Here is a 20,861-nt window from a genome sequence, read left to right as displayed (position 1 = left end):
TTAACGCCCGCTTCGTGCGGGCGTTTTTTTTGTTCGGATCTGACGTAGGTTGCGCCGCCCGAATGTTTCCCCGTTTTCTTTGCAGTTGCAGCATGGCACTGTGTCGCCAAAGTTGACTTTGTGGGAGTTCGGCCATGAGCCTTTCGGGAAAAACAGCCATCATCACCGGATCCAATTCAGGGATCGGATTGGGCGTCGCGCGCGAGCTGGCGAAGGCCGGGGCCAACGTTGTGCTGAATTCCTTTACTGACCGCGATGAAGATCATGCGCTGGCCGCCGAGATTTCGAAAGAGACTGGTACCAGCGCACGCTATATCAAGGCAGACATGTCTAAAGGTGAAGAATGCCGCGCGCTGATCGAAAAGGCGGGGGCATGTGATATTCTGGTGAACAACGCGGGCATTCAGCATGTCGCGCCGGTTGATCAGTTTCCGGTCGAAAAGTGGGATGCGATCATCGCGATCAACATGAACTCGACTTTTCATACGATGGCCGCCGCGCTGCCAATGATGCGCAAGGCCGGGTGGGGACGTATTGTGAATATCGCCTCGGCACATGGGTTAACGGCGTCTCCGTTCAAGGCGGCCTATGTCGCGGCAAAGCACGGCGTGGTTGGCATGACCAAAACCGTGGCGCTGGAAACCGCGCAGGAGCCGATCACATGCAATGCGATCTGCCCGGGATACGTCCTGACACCATTGGTCGAGGCACAGATCCCAGGCACCATGAAGGAATACGGCATGAGCCGTGAGGACGTGATCAAGAACGTGATGCTTGAACGGCAACCTTCGAAAGAATTCGCCACGGTCGAGCAATTGGGTGGCACCGCGATCTTCCTATGCTCGGATGCGGCAGCGCAGATCACCGGGACCACGATCTCGGTCGATGGCGGTTGGACAGCGTTGTGAGGTTTCACGGGGGCGTTGCCCCCGCACCCCCGGAGTATTTTGGAAAAGATGAAGGGGCAGGACAGTGAAACGGATCAATCTGGCTTTGCAGGGTGGCGGCGCGCACGGTGCCTTTACCTGGGGCGTTCTGGACAGGCTGCTGGACGAAGAGGATATCGAGGTTGCGGCCATCACTGGGACCTCGGCCGGGGCGCTGAATGGCGCTGCGTTCAAATCCGGGATGGTGCACAACGGACGCGACGGCGCGCGGGCTTGTCTGGACGGGCTATGGGCACGGATGGGTGCTGTGGGAGATATGCGCCTGGCTAACTGGATGCAGGCGCTGGAGCCTGCGCAGATTGCCCAGTCGATGGAGTATTCACTGCCATTCTCGATTGGTGATGCCTGGTCGCGGATGGTGTCGCCTTATGCCTATGGTCCTTTTTACCGCAATCCCCTGGAACCGGTTGTGGATCGGTTCAACTTTGATGAGATTTGCACGGATCAGGGACCCCAGTTGTTTGTCTGCGCGACCTGTGTGCGCAGCGGCAAGATCCGGGTGTTCACCGGGGAAGAGATTTCAACGGATGCCATTTTGGCCTCGGCCTGCCTGCCGAGCCTGTTTCAGGCCGTCGAGATATTTGACCCCAGCTCGGGCCGGACCGAGGCATATTGGGATGGTGGTTACACTGGAAACCCGGCGCTTTATCCCCTGTTTAACAATGATTTGCCTGAAGACGTCGTGGTCGTGAACATCAACCCGCTTGAGCGTGATGAGGTGCCAAAAACTCCGCAGCAGATCCAGAACCGGATCAACGAGATCAGCTTTAACTCATCCCTGTTTCGCGAGCTGCGGGCGATCAATTTTGTTCAGCGTCTGTTGGCGGACGGCAAGCTGACGGCCGGAGAGATGAGCCGCGTATTTGTCCACATGATTGCGGATGACGAATTGATGAATGATTTGTCTGTGGCGACCAAGACGGTTCCCAACCCTGTGATCCTGCACAAGCTGAAGGAAGCCGGGCGCGCCGCGGCGCATCGGTTCATCGGCGATCACAAAGCCGATCTTGGCGCACGCAGCACCGTCGACCTGCCCGAGATGTTTGGCTGATCACTCGGGCGGCTGCGTCGGGTCTTTTTCGTTGGGGTAAACAAGGCCTGCGGAAATCACCAACTTCGCGGCGTCCTCGATTGTCATATCCAACAGGATCACGTCCTCGGCCGGGAAGAACAATAGGAAGCCAGAGGTCGGGTTGGGCGTGGTCGGGACGAAGACACCTAGCAGTTCACCCCCGGTTTCAGCCCGCTCGCTGACTTCGCCTTTTGCCGCGGTCGAGACGAAACCAATCGCCCAGATACCGCGGCGCGGGTATTGGATCAGGCATGCTTTTTCGAACGACCGTTCAGTCTGCGCAAAAACCGTTTCCGAGATTTGCTTGATCCCCGAATAGACAGACCGGACGACAGGCATCCGGCTGACAAGACTTTCGGCAATTTGGATCAGGGACCGGCCCAGAATACCTTTGGCGATCCATCCAACCAGAACAGTGAAGATCAGGAAGATGACAACGCCGACGCCCCGCAGGTTGATGCCCACGTATTCCTGCGGCTGGAACCGTTGTGGAATTATGGGCAGAACCGCACTGTCGATCCAGCCGACCACGGACCAGATCAGCCAAATGGTCAGCCACACAGGCGCAATCACGACGATGCCCGTCAGGAATGACGCGCGCAGTCGCGAAAACAGGCCCGGGCGGCGATGTGGTTCTTCGTCAAATGGCGTGTTCATTGCGGTCCTGAGCGGTTTTCTGCCGAATTAGTTAAGCAGTTGGGTGCCTTGGTACAATAGGCTTATGTCAATCGGTTCGGTCGGACAGCGCCCGAGCAATTCCGGCCGCCAGTCGGGCGTTGTTGCGGACCAAGGCGATGTTGGCCGTCAGCGAACGCCCTTCGGTCTGCTCGTAAATCCGTTGCAGAAGGTAGGGCGTGACACCCTTACCACTGATCCGGTGTGTATCTGCGTCGGCCTGTGCCGATGCAATGATGGGAGCCAGTTCTTCGGCCGGGATCTGATCGGCGGTCGGGATTGGGTTGGCAACAAGCTGGCCGCCGGGCAAGCCAAGCGCGCGGCGTGCGGCGTGCGCCGTAGCGATGTCTTCGGCGCTGTCCATGCGCAGGGGCGCGACATAAGGGGATTTGGCCGACCAGAAGGCCGGGAATTCGTCCTGCCCGTAAGCGATGACAGGAACGCCCAGTGTTTCCAGAACCTCGAGCGTTTTTGCCAGATCGAGGATGGCCTTTGCGCCTGCAGCGACAACTGTAACCGGGGATTGGGCCAGCTCATGCAGATCGGCTGAGATATCAAAGGTCGTCTCGGCACCCTGATGTACCCCGCCGATGCCGCCGGTGGCAAACACTTCGATCCCAGCATAATGGGCGGCAATCATCGTCGCAGCGACTGTGGTTGCGCCAGTGCCGCCGGTTGCCATGCAGGCTGCCATATCAGCGCGCGACAGCTTGGCGACGCCCTGCGCCTGACCCAGAGCTTTCAGCTCATCAGCCTCAAGGCCCACATGCAGTTTGCCTTTGATCACGGCCATAGTTGCCGGAATTGCGCCCGCGTCGCGGATGTCCTGTTCAACCTGTGCCGCGACCTCGATGTTCTGAGGGAAAGGCATCCCGTGGGTGATGATGGTGCTTTCCAACGCCACGATAGGCTGGCCTGCGTCCTTGGCGGCACGGACCTCGGCGGAATATTGAATGTCGATCACAGTGGGGTTTCTCCGGATACGTAAGTTGCGGCGGCGTGCAAAGCGCGGGCCAGGGCCTCTTCGCTTGATGCTCCGTCGGATTCTGAGGCGATGTGGGCCGCCATGAATGTGTCGCCTGCGCCGGTTACGCGGGTAACCAGAACGGACGGGGGTGTTTGGGTCAGGATTTCATCCGCATTACCAACCGTGGCAGAACTTCCGCCGTCGGTGACCAACACCCGCAGCGCGCCGCGATCCAGCAGACCTTTGGCGGCGCTTTCGGAATCCTTGAATTCGCGCTGACACAGGATGCCGGCTTCTTCGAGGTTCACATACAGCGTTGCCCGCGCATGTTTCAGGAACGGCAGCAAGCGTTCGGCTTTACCGGGCGAGGCTGGTGCCACACGCAGATCGGCGCGCGCAAAGGCGGGGCTTTGGGCGATTTCCTCAAGCAAGTTCAGTGTCAGATTGCCGTCCAGCGCAATAGGTCCTTCGAACGGCTCGTTTTCGTACCCTAATGGCCCGTGCATCAATGGACGCAGGATTTTGGCACCCGCGGCCTCAAGCGAATGCGCATCAGCGATGGCTGCTATCAAGCCGTTGGCCCCTTCGACCGCCATGTAACGGTCGGTCGGCAAATCCTGCGAACGGTAAATGTGATCCGTCACCATGCCCAGTCGGGAACACGCATTTGCCAACTCATCACCCTCAGGATCACGCCCGATGGCGGTCAGCAGGGTGGGGGTCATGCCAAAACGCACCAGTGTCATGGCGATGTTCATGGCCACACCGCCGGGCAGGCGGGTGATCCGCCCCGGCACGTCCGACCCTTGCCGCATGGCGCTGGCGGACCGGCCAATCACGTCCCAAAGAACCGATCCGATACAAAGGATGTCGCTGTTTTGTGTCATGTCGTCGTCATGCCGCAGCCCCGGCGTAGGTGCAAGCGTTAACGCTCGCACCAATCAGCGCATCGCGTCGGTCAGACCCTTCAGCGCGGCCAGAGGGTCATCTTGTGACCAGATCTCGTCCCCGATACCGAAAAAATCGGTGCAGGGGGTCAGATCGCGAACTAGGTCGGGGTTCAGGCCACCCTCGGCAACGACCGGAACTTCGATCGTCTCAGACCACCACTGGAACAGATCCATTTCGGCGATTGTGCCATCACCCAGCGTTGACGCGCCCACTGGTCCAAAGGCGACATAGTCTGCACCGGCCTCGCCAGCCGACATGCCGTCATGGCTGGACGCACCGCAAAAGCTGCCAACGATGGCTTCCGCGCCCAATTCCTTTCGTGCAAACCGGACCGAGCGCGCGGCGTCATCCAGATGCACCCCGTCCAGCCCCAACCGCTGCGCCAGCAGAACATGGTTCGAGATCACCAGCGCCACATCGCGCGCATGCGCAACCTCACGGCAGGCATCCGCCGCACGAGCGATGGTGTCTTCATCGCCACCAGCCAGCGCCAATCGGATACAGGCGATCTCTGCCCCGTCCAACACGCTGGCCAAACGGTTCGTAAAGGTGCTCAGTTCGATGGTCGGTGGCGTAATCAGGTAAATCTGCGGCTGCTCGGGGGTGTCCATTGGCGCGTCCTTCGCTTTCAGTCTTTTGCGCGGTTTAGCGGATTGCGGCTGGGAAGCAAACTTTTATGCTGGTTTCCGGCCCAAATGAAGGCGCGGATGGCTTGCCCTGCCTGTGCGCGCAGATTAGAGCAGGCGGAACCTTCGGAGACAGCCATGCCCAGCGATAAATCTCAGCCCTCATTCGTGCTTGTGCGCCCGCAGATGGGTGAAAACATCGGTGCCGCCGCGCGGGCGATGTGGAATTTCGGGCTGGATCGGATGCGGATCGTGGCACCGCGGGACGGGTGGCCGAACCCCAAGGCTGTGGCGATGTCCAGCGGCGCCGGGCGTCTGTTGGATGAGGCGCAGCTGTATGACGATCTGGCCGGTGCGCTATCCGACAGCACTTTTGTTTTTGCGACCACGGCGCGGCAGCGTGGTTTGACAAAGCCGGTCTACAGCCCGGAACGCGCAATGCAACTGGCTGCCGAAAAGGTTGCTGCTGGTGAAAAGGTCTGTGTTCTGTTTGGCCCGGAACGCGCAGGGCTCGAAAACGAAGACATCGCTAAGGCAAACGCGATCATCTCGGTTCCGGTAAACCCGGAATACGCCTCTCTGAACCTTGGCCAATGCGTGCTTCTGACCGCCTATGAGTGGATGCGCCAGACCGGCGATGTGGTTCATGAGGCCACCGATCTGGGCAAGGGCGACTGGGCCACGGGCATCGAGGTCGAGAAATTGGTCGAACACTATGAAGACCGACTGGAAGAGGCGGGGTTCTTTTATCCGCCCGAAAAGGCCGAGGGTATGAAGACCAACCTGCGCAACCTGTGGTCGCGAATGCGCATGACGCGGGCGGATGTGCAGATGCTGCATGGGGTCATGCGGCAGATGGTCCGCTGGAAAGACAAAGGCTGAGGCTGGACCTATGTTCCGCTTCACCCTAGCTTGCGACGAAATCCAAGGCACAAGAGGACAGCATGAGCGGTAAGCGCAGCATCTTCGAAGACGTCTCAGACACTGAAAAACAACAAGCCGTTCAACCGGGTATGATCGATCGTGGCCGCGGGGGTGCGCGCAAGGCCATTCGCGCCTGGCTGATGATCCTGTTTGCGCTGGTGGTCGTCATGATCGCTGTGGGCGGGCTGACCCGCCTGACCGACAGCGGGTTGTCGATCACCGAGTGGCGGCCGATTACCGGGGCCATACCGCCGATGAATGAGGCGGACTGGCAGGCCGAGTTCGACAAATACAAGCAGATCGATCAATGGCGCATCCAGAACCAATGGATGGAGCTGGGTGACTTCAAATCCATCTACTGGTGGGAATGGGGCCATCGTCAGCTGGGGCGCGTGATTGGACTGGTCTGGGCTCTTGGCTTCTTTGGCTTCCTAATAGCGCGGAAAACACCAATCGGCTGGACCGGTAAGTTGTTGATTCCGGGCCTTTTGGGCGGTGTTCAGGGTGCAGTCGGCTGGTGGATGGTCGCCTCGGGCGTGACACAGGGCGAGGGGATGATCGCCGTGGCCAGTTATCGCTTGGCGATTCATCTGGGGCTGGCATTTGTAATTCTCGGATTCCTTGCATGGTACATCTTTGAGCTGGGCCGCGAGGAGCGCGACCTGATGCAGGCCCGCCGCGCGAAAGAGGCGAAACTGTTCTCGCTATCCACCGGGCTGATGCATTTTGCCTTTTTGCAAATACTCATTGGTGCACTGGTCGCCGGGATCGACGCCGGGCGGTCTTATACCGATTGGCCGTTGATCGGTGGGCAGCTTCTGCCGCCTGACATGGCGATGTTGGAGCCGATGTGGCGCAACTTCTTTGAAAGCCCGGGTCTGGTTCAATTCATCCACCGTTGTGCGGGCTATCTGCTGTTTATCTTCGGTATCATCGTTTGGCGGCGCGGCAGCACCAGCGCCCACCCGCAAACGCGCTTTGCCTTCAACGCGGCCTTCGCAGCGGTGTCGCTGCAGGTGGTGATTGGGATCGCGACCGTGATCTACGCAGCCCCGTGGCAGATCGCCATCTTCCACCAGTTCATGGCCGTCGTCGTCTGGACGCTGATCCTGCGGGCGCGGTTCCTGACCGCTTACCCAATAGCAACCTCTTTGCGCGGAGCCTGAATTCCATGAGTGCATATGATGATCTGATGGCATTTCAGCGCGAAACCTCGGCTCTTGGCGAAATTGCCGGGCGTTTGGGCTGGGATCAGGAAACGGTGATGCCCCGGGGGGCCGCGTCGCAGCGGGCCGAGGAAATGGCAGCGATTGAAGCGGTTTTGCACGCGCGCCGATCCGATCCCCGTGTGGCTGAATGGCTGGAACAAGCCGACCCTCAAGACCAGGTCGGTCAGGCGCAATTGCGCGAAATCCGCCGGTCCTATGAACGGACGGTCAAGGTGCCTGCCGATCTGGCAACGGCCATTGCGCGCGTGACGTCGGCAGCACAGGGAACCTGGGCGCAGGCCCGCGCAGACGAAGATGTCGCCGCCTTCCTGCCCGTGCTGGATGAGGTCGTGGCGTTAAAGCGTGAAGAGGGCGCCGCGCTGGCACAGGGTGGCGATATTTATGACGCGATGGTCGAGGATTATGAGCCTTACACGACCGGGTCGCAAATCGCAGAAATCTTTGACCAGATGCGCCCGCGTCTGGTAGCACTGCGCGCCGCTGTTCTGGAAAAATCTGTGCCTCAGGCTTTGACGGGGAGTTTCGATGAGCTGAAACAGATGCAATTGTCGGAAAAACTGGCAACCACTTTCGGGTATGACCTGACTACAGGCCGCATCGACAAGGCTGTTCACCCGTTCAGCTCGGGCAGTGGATCGGATGTTCGGATCACCACCCGGACCAGTGAAAACGATCCGTTCAACTGTTTCTATTCGACAATCCACGAGGTCGGCCATGCCGCTTATGAACAGGGGATTGATCCGGCTTATGCCCTGACGCCTTTGGGGCGGGGTGTGTCGATGGGCGTGCACGAAAGCCAAAGCCGGATTTACGAGAACCAGCTGGGCCGATCCCGTGCCTTTACCGGTTGGTTGTTTGGCCAAATGAAAGATGCGTTTGGCGATTTTGGCATCACCGACCCGGATACGTTCTATGCAACGGTCAACGGTGTTCACAACGGTTACATCCGGACCGAGGCGGATGAGGTGCAATACAACCTCCACATCATGCTGCGCTTTGATCTGGAACGCGCGCTGATGGCCGGTGACCTCCAAGTGGATAATCTTGAGGCCGCGTGGAACGACCGTTTCAACGCAGATTTCGGATATGCGGTCGACAAACCTTCGAACGGATGTCTGCAGGATGTGCACTGGTCAGTGGGTCTGTTTGGTTATTTCCCAACCTATTCGCTGGGCAATGTCTATGCAGGATCCCTTTACCAAGCGTTGCGGAACGCTGTGCCGGAACTGGATGCGCAACTGGCAGCAGGTGACACGTCAGGCGCAACCGGTTGGCTGCACGAGAATGTGCAGCAACATGGCGGGCTTTACGCTCCACGCGAGACCATTCAGCGTGCAAGCGGTATGGAACCCGGACCTGACCCGTTACTCGGGTATCTGGAACAGAAATTTGGCGGGTTATACGGGCTCTGAGGTCAGAAAACGTTTCGTCAAGTTGCCGTGTAGGTGCATTGGTTTTGACCTGAATGAGGGTAGGGTGGTTCGAACGGTTTTACCAAAGGAACCACCTTGTTCTTTGCAACACATGTCAAACCACACTTAGCGTCAATTCTGACCAGCAACACGCGCCTGGTGGCGCGTAGGCGCGTGCTGGAGGCAAAGCATCAGGTGCTGAACCGCCCGCGCGTTGTCCATTATTTCCATGATGTTTCCGACCCATACTGTCACCTCACCGCACAGGTCTTACAGCAATTTCGAGACACCTATGATGTCGAGCTGCGCCCACATCTGATTTCGGGCCCTCCGGCCGAGGCTTTGCCGGACCCGGCAGCACATCGGCAAAATGCCATCAAAGATGCGGCAAGACTGGCCCTAAAGCTTGGTCTCAGCCCTCCTGAAGGCTCAGTTCCTGACGAGGCTTTCATTGCAGTTGCGGAAAACCAGATGGCAGCCGAACTGACGAATGAGAGCTTTGTTAAAAATGTCCGAGATATCAGCGAAGATCTTTGGTCGGGAAAGGGTTTTTCGTCCTCAGATCACCCTTTACCGGCTGCGCTGATCGAGGATGGTGACCAACAACTTTCCGATTTGGGTCACTATCTCGGCGGAACATTTCACTACGATGACGAATGGTATTGGGGCGTTGATCGTCTTCATTATCTGGAAAACCGGTTGCTGCACGCGGGTCTGGGAAGCGGGTCGTCACCGATAGTGTCTTTGCCTTCAGTGCAATTGGACCAAGAGAAGTCTCAGGATCAGGAGATTGAGTTCTTCTATTCTTTCCGCAGCCCTTATTCTTATCTGGCATTTGACCGGGCCGTCGACTTGGCACGCCACTACAGCGCACGGCTGGTTCTGAGGCCGGTTTTGCCAATGTTGATGCGAGGTTTACCCGTCCCTCCACCCAAGCCCTCCTACATCCTTTATGATTGCGTGCGCGAAGCGCGGCGGTTGGGGATCCCGTTTGGGCGTATCTGTGATCCTTTGGGCAAAGGGGTCGAGCGTGGCTATGCCTTACTGGATTATGCCGAAGCGCAGGAAAAATTGCCTGAGTTCTGTTCCGCCTTCCTGCGCGGCGTTTGGTCCGAGGGTCTGAATGCAGCAACCGATCGGGGGCTTCGGACTATCATCGAAAACGCGGGGTTGGATTGGCAGAGTGCGAAACCGCACGCTAGCTCAGATCGTTGGAGAGATCGGGTAGCGGTCAATCAGGACCGTCTGCAAGAGATCGGGCTATGGGGTGTCCCAAGTTTCCGTGTCGCCGGGGAAAGTGTCTGGGGACAGGATCGCCTTTGGGCAGTCGAAGACCTTTTGATTTTAAAAAGGCGCCACACCCGAAAGTGTAGCGCCTGAATAATTTTATGGATCAGTCGGTTACTCTTCCGCTTCGTCCTCGTCGCCCTGATCGGCGATCCAGGCAACACTGACGACCACTTCGCCCTTGCCGGTGTTGAAGACCTTCACGCCACCGGCCGAGCGGGAACGGAACGAAATCCCATCAACCGGCACCCGTATCGATTGGCCTTTGGACGTCGCCAGCATGATCTGATCTTCCATATCGACCGGGAACGAGGCGACGAGTTCGCCACCACGCATCGCCTTGTCCATGGCGGCCACACCCATCCCGCCGCGTCCGCGTACAGGATAGTCGTGGCTGGAGCTCAGCTTGCCTGCGCCGCCCGCCGTGATCGTTAGGATCAGGTTCTCGGCGGCCGACATCTCGGCATACTTCTCCTGGTTGAAATCGCTGCTTGCTGCGGCTTCCTCGTCGTCACCAGCGTCATCTTCGGTAAGCCCTGCAACAGCACGGCGCATTTTGAGGTAAGCCACACGATCTTCGGGGGTCGCCTCGAAATGGCGGATCACCGACATCGAAACCACGCGGTCGCCATTGGACAGCCTGATACCGCGTACACCGGTGGATTCGCGCGAATTGAATACCCGCACATCGGTGGTGCGGAAGCGGATCGCACGACCCGAATTGGTGACCAGCATCACATCTTCATCTTCCGAGCAGATGCGGGCGTTCACCAGCTCAACATCTTCGGGCAGCTTCATTGCGATCTTGCCATTGCGCCGGACATTGGTGAAATCCGACAGACGGTTACGACGCACGTCGCCCGCGCTGGTGGCGAAGACTATTTGCAGGTTTTCCCATTCTTCATCGGGTACATCCACGGGCATGATCGCGGCGATGGAAACACCGGTCGGGATCGGCAGGATGTTGACGATTGCCTTGCCCTTACCAGTGCGCCCCGATTGCGGCAGACGCCAGGTCTTGAGTTTGTAGACCATGCCATCCGTCGTGAAGAACAGCAGCTGCGTGTGGGTATTGGCGACGAAGAGGTTGGTGACAACATCCTCTTCCTTGGTCTGCATCCCAGACAGGCCCTTGCCCCCGCGCTTTTGCGCGCGGAAATCGGCCAGCGGCGTACGTTTGATGTAGCCGCCCGACGTGACGGTCACGACCATATCCTCACGCTCGATCAGGTCCTCGTCTTCCATGTCGCCGGACCAATCGACGATCTCGGTGCGACGGGGCACGGCAAACTGTTCACGAACGCTGCGCAGCTCATCTCCGATGATCGACATGATGCGCTCTCGCGAGGACAGAATATCCAGGTATTCTTGGATCTTACCCGCCAGTTCTTCCAGTTCGTCCGTAACCTCTTTGACACCGATCTGGGTCAATCGCTGCAGACGCAGGTCGAGGATGGCGCGGGCCTGAACTTCGGTCAGGTTATAGGTGCCGTCGTCGTTCATCTTGGACAGAGGATCGTCGATCAGGCGCAGATAACTTTCGATCTCAGCCGCGGGCCAGCGGCGGGTCATCAGCTTTTCACGCGCTTGCGCCGCGTCAGCGGATGACCGGATTGTGGCGACCACCTCATCCACGTTCGACACAGCCACGGCCAAGCCACACAGGATGTGGCTGCGTTCGCGGGCCTTGCGCAGGTCGTACGCAGTGCGACGGGCGACGACATCTTCACGGAAGTCGATGAAGGAGGTCAGGAACCGGCGCAGGGTCAACTGCTCGGGTCGGCCACCATTCAGCGCCAGCATGTTGCAACCAAACGAGGTCTGCATCGGCGAGAAACGGAAAAGCTGGTTCAAAACAACTTCGGGCGTCGCGTCGCGTTTGAGTTCGACCACGACACGCACCCCATTGCGGTCGGATTCGTCCTGAACGTGGCTGACGCCTTCGATGCGTTTTTCGCGAACGGCTTCGGCGATCTTTTCGATCATCGAGGCCTTGTTCACCTGATAGGGGATCTCGTCAACGACGATGGCGTAGCGGTCCTTGCGGATTTCCTCGACGCGGGTCTTGGAGCGGATAATGACGCTGCCGCGCCCTTCCAGATAAGCTTTGCGCGCGCCGGAACGGCCTAACATCACACCACCGGTTGGGAAATCAGGGCCGGGGATATATTCGATCAGCTGTTCAGATGTCAGATCCGGTTCATCGATCAGCGCCAGCGTTGCATCGATGACTTCGCCAAGGTTGTGCGGCGGGATGTTGGTTGCCATGCCGACGGCGATACCACCGGCACCGTTGACCAGCATGTTCGGGAAACGGGCGGGCAGAACCGTCGGTTCGCGGTCCTTGCCGTCATAGTTGTCCTGAAAATCGACTGTCTCTTTTTCGATATCAGCCAAGAGAGATGCGGCGGGCTTGTCCATCCGCACTTCGGTATAGCGCATGGCCGCCGGGTTATCGCCGTCCATCGAGCCAAAGTTGCCCTGACCATCCAGCAGCGGAAGCGACATCGAGAAATCCTGCGCCATCCGCACCAGCGCGTCGTAGATCGCGCTGTCACCATGCGGGTGGTATTTACCCATGACATCGCCAACCGGACGGGCCGATTTGCGGTATGACTTGTCGTGCGTATTGCCCGTCTCGTGCATGGCATAGAGGATGCGCCGGTGCACCGGTTTCAGGCCATCGCGCAGATCGGGGATCGCGCGGGACACGATGACCGACATGGCATAGTCCAGATAGGACGTGCGCATCTCGGATTCGATGGATACCGTCGGGCCGTCATATACGGGACGCTGGGGCGGTGTTTCATCCATGTTTTCTGGGGTTTCTGGCGTATCGCTCACGTAACCTGCCCGTTTATTGTGCTGGGTCTATATCTTGTGGATGTACCTTATCAGACCCGGCACATAAGGTGCAAGCAAGCAGCGCATTCTGGGCAAAAAACACCCGTAACACTAGGGTAACATATTGTTAACCAAGGGTTAGGTGGTTTCTGTGTTATGCTGAAGAGACCTTGCAACAATTTTGGAGGTCTGCATGGAGCAAAGCGAAACAGAACTGATGCTCAAGGGGTATGGGCTGACAACGGCCGAATTTTTCTATCACATGCCCGACTATATTCACGTGCTCAATACATTTATCTGGCAAGAATACGACCTTGCGCCGGATCATCCCAAACTATTCGATTTTATTGAATTCTGGCAGCGAGAGATTGAAGGACCGCTGCATTCAGTGCGGTTTACACATCGCAAAATGATCGCGCCCGGGGAATGGCGCAACGTGGTAGGCGAATTCCGAGTGAATTGACGCCCGGGCGCATCAGGCCCAAACCCATATACATTTCCGATGCATTCGGTATCTTGGCGGCCAAGTCATTGGTCACAAGCGGAAACACGGAATGCCCAGAGTTTTATTGATTGCAGCCGCCATCTGCCTAGCTGGGCCTGTGTCGGCCGAAGGTGTCCTAGATAAAATCAAGAAGGGCGTTGAAAACACGACAGACGCCGTTGGACGTGGGGCAGAAACCGTCGGACAGACCCTCGAAAAAGGGGCGAGCGCGGTTGATGAAACCATCACGTCCACCTCTGATTTACTGTCCAACGAGGCGACGCCCGAAGAGACACGAGCCAAGCTGGACGTAATCGCGTCGGACGTGTTGGCGCAGTTGCTAACCGAAAATCGCGAAGCGCAGGCGCTATATGATGTCAGCGCAGGGTATGCAGTGTTCGATTCCCGCAAGGTATCAGTTTTCCCGGTGTCCGCAGGGTACGGACGCGGTGTTGCCGTGAACAAAGACACTGGTCAGCACACCTATATGAATATGGGAACCGGCGGCGTGGGCGCGGCGATCGGTATCGGCGGGTTCGAGACCAAATTCGTGATCCTGTTTGAAACGGAGGCGGATTTGGACAGTTTTATCACGCACGGTTACGACGCGACTGCGGAATCCGGCGCGATGTATGGCGAAGAGCGCACCGATGAGACGCTCAGGTTCACAGACGGGCGGTCGTTTTTCGTGCTCAGCAAAAAGGGCTGGCGCGTCTCGGCTGGGGCGTCCGGCACAAAATACTGGAAATCGCCCGAGCTGAACTGATCAGCCCGAGCAGCTGGCTCCGCCCAGAACGCAAAATTTTGCGCAATGTGGGTGGTTGAGGTGCACGTCGGCCTCGGCCTCGGCAAGTGTGTTGCCCATTTCAAACTCAGGCTCGTACGGCAGTAGGGTACAGGCCAGAACGGCAGGTTGTTCTGCGCCTTTGCGTTTAACCACCATGCGGGCATTCGAACACATTACAGCCTCGGGTGCTTTATCCAGAATGCCCCAGCAAGCGGTTGTAATTTCGGGGACTTCGACGGTTTCGTCCATCTCGGGGAACAAAACGGTCTGGCCGGGATTCTGTGCGTCGATGTCAAAGTTGTGCTGCTTGAAGAACACATCATACCCGGCGCGGCTGTCGGCGTCGCTGTCGCCCCAGACCGTGCGGCCGGCGATGGCGATATTGAACCCATTGTCGCGCAGCCACTCCATTCCGGTGATCGTCTTGTCAAAGCTGCCTTTGCCGCGTTCCTCGTCATGCAGTTCGGGGCGATAGTGGTCCACGGAAACGCGAAGTGTCAGCTTGTTTCCATAGTTGCGCTTCAGATCCAGCAACCCCTCGCGCATCTTGCGGCGCATCATCGGCAGCATTGCATTCGTCAGGATCAAAACCTCATAGCCGCGTTCCAACGCGACACGAGTCATGTCGATCATTTCGGGGTTCATAAAGGGCTCGCCCCCAGTGAACCCAATCTCACGCACCGGCCAGTCGCGTTCTTCGATCTGGTCCAAGTAATCGCGCACTTCGTCGGTGGTGATATAGACCAGCGCATCATTTGTGGGGCTGCTGGCGATATAGCAATTGACGCATTCGATGTTGCAAAGGGTGCCAGTATTGAACCACAACGTCTCGGGGTTTTTCAGCGCTACGGAAGCGCGGGTTTGCCCATCTGCTGTCACCAATTTGTTCTGAAACTTGCCGATATTGGCGGTCTGAGGCGCGTTGTCTTTCATTCCGGTATCCGGTTCTTTGAAGTTACTTCTGATGTAGCTGCTCGACTCGGATTAGTTAAGTCAGGCAAGTGCGACCTGACAGAGTTTTGATGATGGGGGATTTACGATGACCGATTGCGCTAACATTGGACATGCCCGGCGGGGCAAGATAAGGAAAAACCATGGTTTCTCGCGTCATACCTGTTGATCCGTTCGATCTCGTCATTTTTGGCGGGACCGGTGACTTGGCGCAACGTAAGATTCTACCGGCCCTGTTCCGTCGTTTTTGTTCGGGGCAGTGGGCTGAAGGTGTGCAAATCTTAGGCGCAGCGCGCACGGTCCATAACCGCGCGGGGTTTCAGGCAATGGTCGCCGAATCGCTGCGAACCCATGCGGCTGCGCAATGCCAGGACAAGGGCGCATTGCGCGCGTTTCTGGACCGCGTCGATTATGTGACCCTCGACGGATATTCGAATGAAGGATGGGATCAGCTCTCTGACAAGCTGAACCAAGATCGGGTGCGTGCGTTCTATTTCTCGGTCGGTCCGCGCCTGTTCGGGCCTTTGGCCGAAAGGATCAAAGCGCATGATCTTGCAACGCCAAGCACGCGGATTGTCGTTGAAAAACCCTTTGGCCACGATTTGGAAAGCGCACGGGCGTTAAACGCGACCTTGGCTGAGCATTTTCGGGAAAGCCAGATCTACCGGATCGATCACTATCTGGGAAAGGAAACCGTCCAGAACCTGATGGCCGTCCGCTTTGGCAATATGCTGTTCGAACCGCTGTGGAATAGCCAGTATGTCGATCACATCCAGATCACGGTGGCTGAATCCGTAGGTATCGACGGGCGGGAAGAGTATTATGAGCGCGCAGGTGCCATGCGCGACATGATGCAGAATCACCTGATGCAATTGCTCTGTTTGATCGCGATGGAGCCGCCGGCAAAGTTTGATCCTGACGCTGTGCGGGACGAAAAGCTCAAGGTTATTCGCGCGTTGGATCAGGTCCAGCCACACCATATCGTGCGTGGTCAGTTCGATGGCAGTGGCAACGGGAAAGGATACCGCGAGATTGTCGGCAATCCACGCTCGACTACCGAAAGCTATGTGGCGCTGCGGGCGCATATCAGCAATTGGCGGTGGGCGGGTACGCCGTTCTATCTGCGCACGGGCAAGCGTCTGGTGGCGCGGTCTTCGGTGATCAATGTGATGTTCAAAGACGCGCCGCATTCGATTTTTGGCGAAGAGGCCGGACGCCACGCCAATGTCCTGTCGATCCGTCTGCAGCCGAACGAAGGTATAACGCTGAAGGTGACGATCAAGGAACCCGGGCCGGGCGGTATGCGTCTGGTCGATGTGCCTTTGGACATGAGTTTTGCCGAGGCGCTGGGGTCGGGAAACCAAGACCCGCCAGATGCTTATGAACGGCTGGTGATGGACGTGATCCGTGGCAACCAGACCCTGTTCATGCGCGGGGATGAGGTTGAGGCTGCATGGGCTTGGACCGACCCGATCATTGCCGGTTGGCACGCGCGCGGTGACGTTCCAAAACCGTATGAAAGCAGCAGCACTGGCCCGGGCGACGCCGAGCTGCTGATGAAACGAGATGGTCGCCGCTGGCAAGGAATAAACCCATGAAGATTCAGGAATATGCGGATCGCGACATGTTGGCCATTGATGTCGCAAACGCCTTGGCCGGAGAGTTGGAGGCCGCCTTGCTGCATCACGACACGGTCTCATTGGCCGTGCCGGGTGGTACGACGCCGGGGCCGGTCTTCGACGGTCTTTGTGCGGCCGATTTGGAATGGGACCGGGTGCGGGTACTGCCCACCGACGAACGTTGCGTTCCGGGTGACAGTGATCGATCGAACGAACGGCTGATCCGGCAGCGCCTGCTGACGAACCGGGCTTCGGTTGCCCAGTATGTGCCGCTGTATCTTGAGGGTAAGGAACCCGACGATGTCCTGCCGGAAATCGAAAACCTGATCGCGCCGGTTCTGCCCTTGTCGGTTCTGGTGCTGGGAATGGGTGAGGATATGCACACCGCGTCACTGTTTCCGGGGATGCAGGGGGTTGAAGCTGCGCTGGACAGCCATGCGCCCATCCTTGCGATTGCGCGCACCGAAACCCAGCCCGAGGCGCGGATCACGCTGACCGGCCCGGTGCTGGACGGCGCGCTGTCCAAACACCTGATCATCTATGGCGCCGCCAAACGTGACGCGTTGGAAAAGGCCATGTCGCTGCCTCCGGAAGAGGCCCCGATCGCCGCCACGCTGACCGGCATGACGGTTCATTGGGCGGAGTAACGCAGATGCAATTGGATTCACTCAAAACCCTTGCATCCGACGCTCAGGACGAAGCCATCCTGAGCCTGTTTGAAACCGATCCGAACCGCGCGCAGAGTTTTTCTGCATCGACCGGCGATCTGCTGTTTGATTACTCCAAAACTCAGATCACAGATGAGGTCCGAAATGCTCTGATCGCGTTGTGTGATGAGGCGGGTCTGGCCTCGCGCCGCGCCGCGATGTTTGACGGGGAAAAGATCAACGAAACCGAAGGTCGCGCGGTTTTGCACACTGCGCTGCGCAATCTGGACGGTGGTCCTGTCGAAGTTGATGGGTTGGACGTCATGCCCGACGTTCTGGACACGTTGCAACGGATGCGCGTCTTTGCTGAAGAGGTGCGTGGCGGCGCGGTCACCGGGGCAGGGGGCGCCTTTACCGATGTGGTCAATATCGGGATCGGTGGTTCGGATTTGGGCCCAGTGATGGCGACGCATGCGCTGTCCCCGTATCATGATGGACCAAGACTGCACTATGTCTCGAATGTGGACGGCGCACATATCGCCGATACGCTGCGCCAGCTTGATCCAACGCGGACACTGGTGATTGTTGCCTCCAAGACCTTCACGACGATCGAGACGATGACCAACGCCCGAACGGCACGAGCGTGGATGGAAGATGGCGGCGGCGATCCGGGCAAGCAGTTTGCCGCCGTGTCCAGTGCGTTGGACAAAACCCAAGCCTTTGGCATCCCTGAAGAGCGTGTGTTCGGTTTTGCCGATTGGGTCGGCGGGCGCTATTCGGTCTGGGGCCCGGTGGGCCTGCCGGTAATGATCGCCGTCGGATCGAACGCCTTCGACGCGTTCCTGCGTGGTGGAGAGGCGATGGACGTCCACTTCCGCGCCGCCGACTGGGTCGAAAATATGCCCGTTATGCTGGCTTTGGTCGGCGTTTGGCATCGTCAAGTTCTGGGCCATGCCAGCCGGGCCGTGCTGCCTTATGATCAGCGCTTGCTGCGATTGCCAGCGTATTTTCAACAGCTCGAGATGGAATCGAACGGCAAATCTGTTGCCATGGACGGCAACACTCTGACCATTCCCTCGGGCCCCGTCGTCTGGGGTGAGCCGGGCACCAATGGGCAGCATGCATTTTATCAGTTGATCCACCAAGGCACCGACGTGATCCCCTGTGAGTTTATGGTCGCGGCCGAGGGGCACGAACCGGAATTGACCCACCATCACCGACTGTTGCTGGCCAATTGCCTGGCGCAGTCCGAAGCGCTGATGCGCGGACGGTCGCTGGGCGAAGCACAGCAACGGATGGCGGAGAAGGGGCTGGAAGGGGACGAGCTGGAACGGCAAGCCCGTCACCGCGTTTTTCCGGGCAACCGTCCTTCGACAACGTTGATGTATCCAATGCTCACGCCGTTTGTTCTGGGCCAGATCATCGCGCTTTACGAACATCGCGTGTTTGTCGAAGGCGTTCTGCTGGGCATCAACTCGTTCGACCAGTGGGGCGTTGAGTTGGGCAAGGAACTTGCCACATCTCTCGGCCCGATCGTCGACGGAGAAGAAAGCGCATCCGGCAAAGACGGCTCGACCGCTGCCTTGGTTGCCTATGCAATGCGCCACCGCGACTAGTAACGCGGTTTTTTGCAGTCTGCCGTGAAGGCAGGCTGCATTCTTTTATTGTCAGACAATTAAATGATTGGCAGGGTCTGTTCTTAGGGAACGCCCTGAACACTTTGCTTTGCGCGCGCTGGCGAGTGGCATCAGGCAAGCAGACAGCACTGCCCAATAGAGGCGACGCTGATAATGGGAGGATGTCCATGCTGGGACAGATGATGACGCAGCCTTTGCTGATTTCGTCGCTGATTGATCACGCCGAACGCTATCATGGCCAGACCGAGATCTACTCGGTCGAAACCGATGGATCGGTCACCGAAACCACATGGGAGCAGGTGGCGCAAAACGCACGAAAACTGGGATCAGCGCTGACCAAGCTGGGGTTGGAGCCGCAGGATCGAATTGGCACGTTGGCCTGGAACAACCGGCGACATCTGGAGATCTACTATGCCACCTCCGGCGCGGGTTTTGTGTGCCACACGGTGAACCCCCGGCTTTTCCCGGAACAGCTGACTTACATTATCAACCACGCCAAAGACCGGGTTCTGTTCTTTGATGCGACATTCATCCCTCTGGTCGCCGCGCTGCACGAACACCTGTCCGAAGTGCGCCACTTCGTTTTGATGGGGCCACGAAATGAGGACGCCATTGCTCAAATCCCTGGCGTCGCGTTCTATGATGACCTGCTCGAAACTGGCGACGGTGATTTTCAGTGGCCCAGTTTCGATGAAAACACAGCGTCCAGCCTGTGTTACACCTCGGGCACGACGGGCAATCCCAAAGGCGTTCTGTATTCCCATCGTTCCACAGTTCTGCACAGTTTCGGATCGAACACGCGAGATGTCATAGGCTTTTCTGCTATGGATGTCGTGATGCCGGTGGTTCCAATGTTCCATGTCAACGCCTGGGGGTCGCCCTATGCCTGCGCCATGTCGGGTTCACGCATGGTGCTGCCCGGGCCGGGTCTACATGGCGAAGCACTGGTGAATCTGGTCGATACATATGGCGTGACGCTGGCAATGGGGGTTCCGACGATCTGGCAAGGCTTGCTGGCACATGCCGAGAAGTCAGGTAGCAAACTGGCCAGCTTGAAACGCACTGTGATTGGCGGTGCTGCGTGCCCGCCCTCGATGATCGAAACTTTCCGCGAGACCTATGGCGTCGATACGGTTCACGCCTGGGGCATGAGCGAGATGAGTCCCCTGGGAAGCACGAACAACCCACTGGCCAAACATCTGGACCTTCCGCCTGAGGAACAATACAAGCTGCGCGAAAGCCAGGGTCGTCCACCCTATGGGGTCGAGTTGAAAATCGTCGATGATGACGGCAATGATCTGCCCCATGACGGCGTCACGCAGGGCGATCTGCTGGTGCGCGGGCATTGGGTGTTGGACAGCTATTTTCAGATGCAGGATGAAGACCTGCTGCAGGACGGCTGGTTCGCGACTGGAGATGTCGCAACGTTGGACCCGGACGGATACATGACAATCCGCGACCGGTCCAAGGACATCATCAAATCCGGGGGCGAGTGGATCAGCTCGGTCGAGCTTGAAAACATCGCCGTCGCGCACCCGCAGCTTGCCAGTGCAGCCGTTGTTGGTGTGCCGCATCCCAAATGGGACGAACGCCCCTTGTTGGTGGCCGTCAAAGCCGAAGGCGCGGACCCAACCGAAGAGGAGTTGCTAGCTTTCTTCGAAGGTAAAATCGCCAAATGGCAGGTGCCCGATAAGGTAGTCTTTGTGGATGCATTGCCACTGAACGCGACCGGCAAGGTCCTAAAGCGCAACCTGCGGGCAGACTTCGAGAGTGCCTTGATGGGCTAAGCGCCTGATATTGTT

At 58.1% G+C, this 20,861-nt stretch carries 18 protein-coding genes; 12 read left to right on the top strand and 6 right to left on the bottom strand.

Annotated features, from left to right (window positions below; translation table 11 throughout):
* Positions 1 to 134: 134 nt before the first annotated feature.
* The gene (locus AC2FIS_RS03875) at positions 135 to 908 is read left to right on the top strand and encodes a 3-hydroxybutyrate dehydrogenase (protein WP_282118313.1); all 774 of its coding nucleotides are present in this window, start codon (positions 135 to 137) and stop codon (positions 906 to 908) included.
* Positions 909 to 972: 64 nt separating this feature from the next.
* Positions 973 to 1,998, top strand: coding sequence for a patatin-like phospholipase family protein (locus AC2FIS_RS03870; RefSeq protein WP_496772018.1), 1,026 nt, complete (start codon positions 973 to 975; stop codon positions 1,996 to 1,998).
* On the opposite strand, the gene AC2FIS_RS03865 is transcribed toward AC2FIS_RS03870, so the two are convergent.
* The 4 genes from AC2FIS_RS03865 to AC2FIS_RS03850 form a co-directional block, all read right to left on the bottom strand.
* Positions 1,999 to 2,676, bottom strand: a complete 678-nt coding sequence (locus AC2FIS_RS03865; protein WP_058278068.1) for a DUF502 domain-containing protein — start codon at positions 2,674 to 2,676, stop codon at positions 1,999 to 2,001.
* Positions 2,677 to 2,743: 67 nt separating this feature from the next.
* Entirely contained in the window at positions 2,744 to 3,658 is a 915-nt protein-coding gene (locus tag AC2FIS_RS03860; protein WP_496772017.1) for a pseudouridine-5'-phosphate glycosidase, read from the bottom strand.
* Entirely contained in the window at positions 3,655 to 4,548 is an 894-nt protein-coding gene (locus tag AC2FIS_RS03855; RefSeq protein ID WP_113790158.1) for a PfkB family carbohydrate kinase, read from the bottom strand. Before AC2FIS_RS03855 ends, AC2FIS_RS03860 begins: the two co-directional genes overlap by 4 nt.
* A gap of 54 nt (positions 4,549 to 4,602) precedes the next feature.
* On the bottom strand, positions 4,603 to 5,223 hold the full coding sequence (locus AC2FIS_RS03850) for a thiamine phosphate synthase (RefSeq protein WP_282151322.1): 621 nt from the start codon (positions 5,221 to 5,223) through the stop codon (positions 4,603 to 4,605).
* A 153-nt stretch (positions 5,224 to 5,376) separates the two neighbouring features.
* Here AC2FIS_RS03850 and AC2FIS_RS03845 point away from each other — a divergent pair, with 153 nt between their 5' ends.
* The 4 genes from AC2FIS_RS03845 to AC2FIS_RS03830 all read left to right on the top strand — a co-directional run bounded on the left by AC2FIS_RS03845 (position 5,377) and on the right by AC2FIS_RS03830 (position 10,183).
* Positions 5,377 to 6,120, top strand: a complete 744-nt coding sequence (locus tag AC2FIS_RS03845) for an RNA methyltransferase (RefSeq protein ID WP_113790160.1) — start codon at positions 5,377 to 5,379, stop codon at positions 6,118 to 6,120.
* A gap of 62 nt (positions 6,121 to 6,182) precedes the next feature.
* Entirely contained in the window at positions 6,183 to 7,328 is a 1,146-nt protein-coding gene (ctaA, locus tag AC2FIS_RS03840; RefSeq protein WP_496772016.1) for a heme A synthase, read from the top strand.
* Between the two features lie 5 nt (positions 7,329 to 7,333).
* Positions 7,334 to 8,803, top strand: coding sequence for a carboxypeptidase M32 (locus AC2FIS_RS03835; RefSeq protein ID WP_496772015.1), 1,470 nt, complete (start codon positions 7,334 to 7,336; stop codon positions 8,801 to 8,803).
* 174 nt (positions 8,804 to 8,977) lie between these two features.
* Complete coding sequence (locus AC2FIS_RS03830; RefSeq protein ID WP_496772014.1) at positions 8,978 to 10,183, top strand: DsbA family protein; 1,206 nt, start codon at positions 8,978 to 8,980, stop codon at positions 10,181 to 10,183.
* Between the two features lie 21 nt (positions 10,184 to 10,204).
* Here AC2FIS_RS03830 and gyrA read toward each other — a convergent pair whose 3' ends face one another.
* Positions 10,205 to 12,934: a DNA gyrase subunit A gene (gyrA, locus tag AC2FIS_RS03825; RefSeq protein WP_496772013.1), complete on the bottom strand. Its 2,730-nt coding sequence runs from the start codon at positions 12,932 to 12,934 to the stop codon at positions 10,205 to 10,207.
* Between the two features lie 193 nt (positions 12,935 to 13,127).
* Between gyrA and AC2FIS_RS03820 the strand changes: the two genes are divergently transcribed.
* Entirely contained in the window at positions 13,128 to 13,397 is a 270-nt protein-coding gene (locus AC2FIS_RS03820) for an usg protein (RefSeq protein ID WP_058271768.1), read from the top strand.
* Between the two features lie 91 nt (positions 13,398 to 13,488).
* Positions 13,489 to 14,184, top strand: coding sequence for a lipid-binding SYLF domain-containing protein (locus AC2FIS_RS03815; protein ID WP_496772012.1), 696 nt, complete (start codon positions 13,489 to 13,491; stop codon positions 14,182 to 14,184).
* Here the strand turns inward: AC2FIS_RS03815 and AC2FIS_RS03810 are convergent, their stop codons facing one another.
* Positions 14,185 to 15,138, bottom strand: a complete 954-nt coding sequence (locus AC2FIS_RS03810) for a radical SAM protein (protein WP_496772011.1) — start codon at positions 15,136 to 15,138, stop codon at positions 14,185 to 14,187. It abuts the gene before it with no gap.
* Between the two features lie 161 nt (positions 15,139 to 15,299).
* Here AC2FIS_RS03810 and zwf point away from each other — a divergent pair, with 161 nt between their 5' ends.
* The 4 genes from zwf to AC2FIS_RS03790 all read left to right on the top strand — a co-directional run bounded on the left by zwf (position 15,300) and on the right by AC2FIS_RS03790 (position 20,846).
* A complete protein-coding gene (gene zwf / locus AC2FIS_RS03805) occupies positions 15,300 to 16,754 on the top strand; it encodes a glucose-6-phosphate dehydrogenase (protein ID WP_496772010.1) in 1,455 nt (484 codons plus the stop codon).
* The gene (gene pgl / locus AC2FIS_RS03800) at positions 16,751 to 17,422 is read left to right on the top strand and encodes a 6-phosphogluconolactonase (RefSeq protein WP_496772009.1); all 672 of its coding nucleotides are present in this window, start codon (positions 16,751 to 16,753) and stop codon (positions 17,420 to 17,422) included. Before zwf ends, pgl begins: the two co-directional genes overlap by 4 nt.
* Positions 17,423 to 17,427: 5 nt before the next feature.
* Positions 17,428 to 19,038, top strand: coding sequence for a glucose-6-phosphate isomerase (pgi, locus tag AC2FIS_RS03795; RefSeq protein ID WP_496721722.1), 1,611 nt, complete (start codon positions 17,428 to 17,430; stop codon positions 19,036 to 19,038).
* A 188-nt stretch (positions 19,039 to 19,226) separates the two neighbouring features.
* Positions 19,227 to 20,846, top strand: coding sequence for a long-chain-fatty-acid--CoA ligase (locus AC2FIS_RS03790; protein WP_496772008.1), 1,620 nt, complete (start codon positions 19,227 to 19,229; stop codon positions 20,844 to 20,846).
* The last annotated feature ends 15 nt before the right edge of the window (positions 20,847 to 20,861 follow it).

It is taken from the genome of Ruegeria sp. CDSB113 (assembly GCF_059611045.1).
Note: the sequence above shows the minus strand (reverse complement) of the source record. Positions and strands in the feature narration are given on the sequence as shown.

What these genes read in the sequence shown, in the direction of transcription:
- pgl (WP_496772009.1), top strand. Translation starts at nt 16,751, where the DNA reads ATGAAGATTCAGGAATATGCGGATCGCGACATGTTGGCCATTGATGTC.
- ctaA (WP_496772016.1), top strand. Translation starts at nt 6,183, where the DNA reads ATGAGCGGTAAGCGCAGCATCTTCGAAGACGTCTCAGACACTGAAAAA.
- AC2FIS_RS03845 (WP_113790160.1), top strand. Translation starts at nt 5,377, where the DNA reads ATGCCCAGCGATAAATCTCAGCCCTCATTCGTGCTTGTGCGCCCGCAG.
- AC2FIS_RS03850 (WP_282151322.1), bottom strand. Translation starts at nt 5,223, where the DNA reads ATGGACACCCCCGAGCAGCCGCAGATTTACCTGATTACGCCACCGACC.
- AC2FIS_RS03815 (WP_496772012.1), top strand. Translation starts at nt 13,489, where the DNA reads ATGCCCAGAGTTTTATTGATTGCAGCCGCCATCTGCCTAGCTGGGCCT.
- AC2FIS_RS03820 (WP_058271768.1), top strand. Translation starts at nt 13,128, where the DNA reads ATGGAGCAAAGCGAAACAGAACTGATGCTCAAGGGGTATGGGCTGACA.
- zwf (WP_496772010.1), top strand. Translation starts at nt 15,300, where the DNA reads ATGGTTTCTCGCGTCATACCTGTTGATCCGTTCGATCTCGTCATTTTT.
- AC2FIS_RS03790 (WP_496772008.1), top strand. Translation starts at nt 19,227, where the DNA reads ATGCTGGGACAGATGATGACGCAGCCTTTGCTGATTTCGTCGCTGATT.
- AC2FIS_RS03875 (WP_282118313.1), top strand. Translation starts at nt 135, where the DNA reads ATGAGCCTTTCGGGAAAAACAGCCATCATCACCGGATCCAATTCAGGG.
- pgi (WP_496721722.1), top strand. Translation starts at nt 17,428, where the DNA reads ATGCAATTGGATTCACTCAAAACCCTTGCATCCGACGCTCAGGACGAA.
- AC2FIS_RS03855 (WP_113790158.1), bottom strand. Translation starts at nt 4,548, where the DNA reads ATGACACAAAACAGCGACATCCTTTGTATCGGATCGGTTCTTTGGGAC.
- AC2FIS_RS03865 (WP_058278068.1), bottom strand. Translation starts at nt 2,676, where the DNA reads ATGAACACGCCATTTGACGAAGAACCACATCGCCGCCCGGGCCTGTTT.
- AC2FIS_RS03810 (WP_496772011.1), bottom strand. Translation starts at nt 15,138, where the DNA reads ATGAAAGACAACGCGCCTCAGACCGCCAATATCGGCAAGTTTCAGAAC.
- AC2FIS_RS03835 (WP_496772015.1), top strand. Translation starts at nt 7,334, where the DNA reads ATGAGTGCATATGATGATCTGATGGCATTTCAGCGCGAAACCTCGGCT.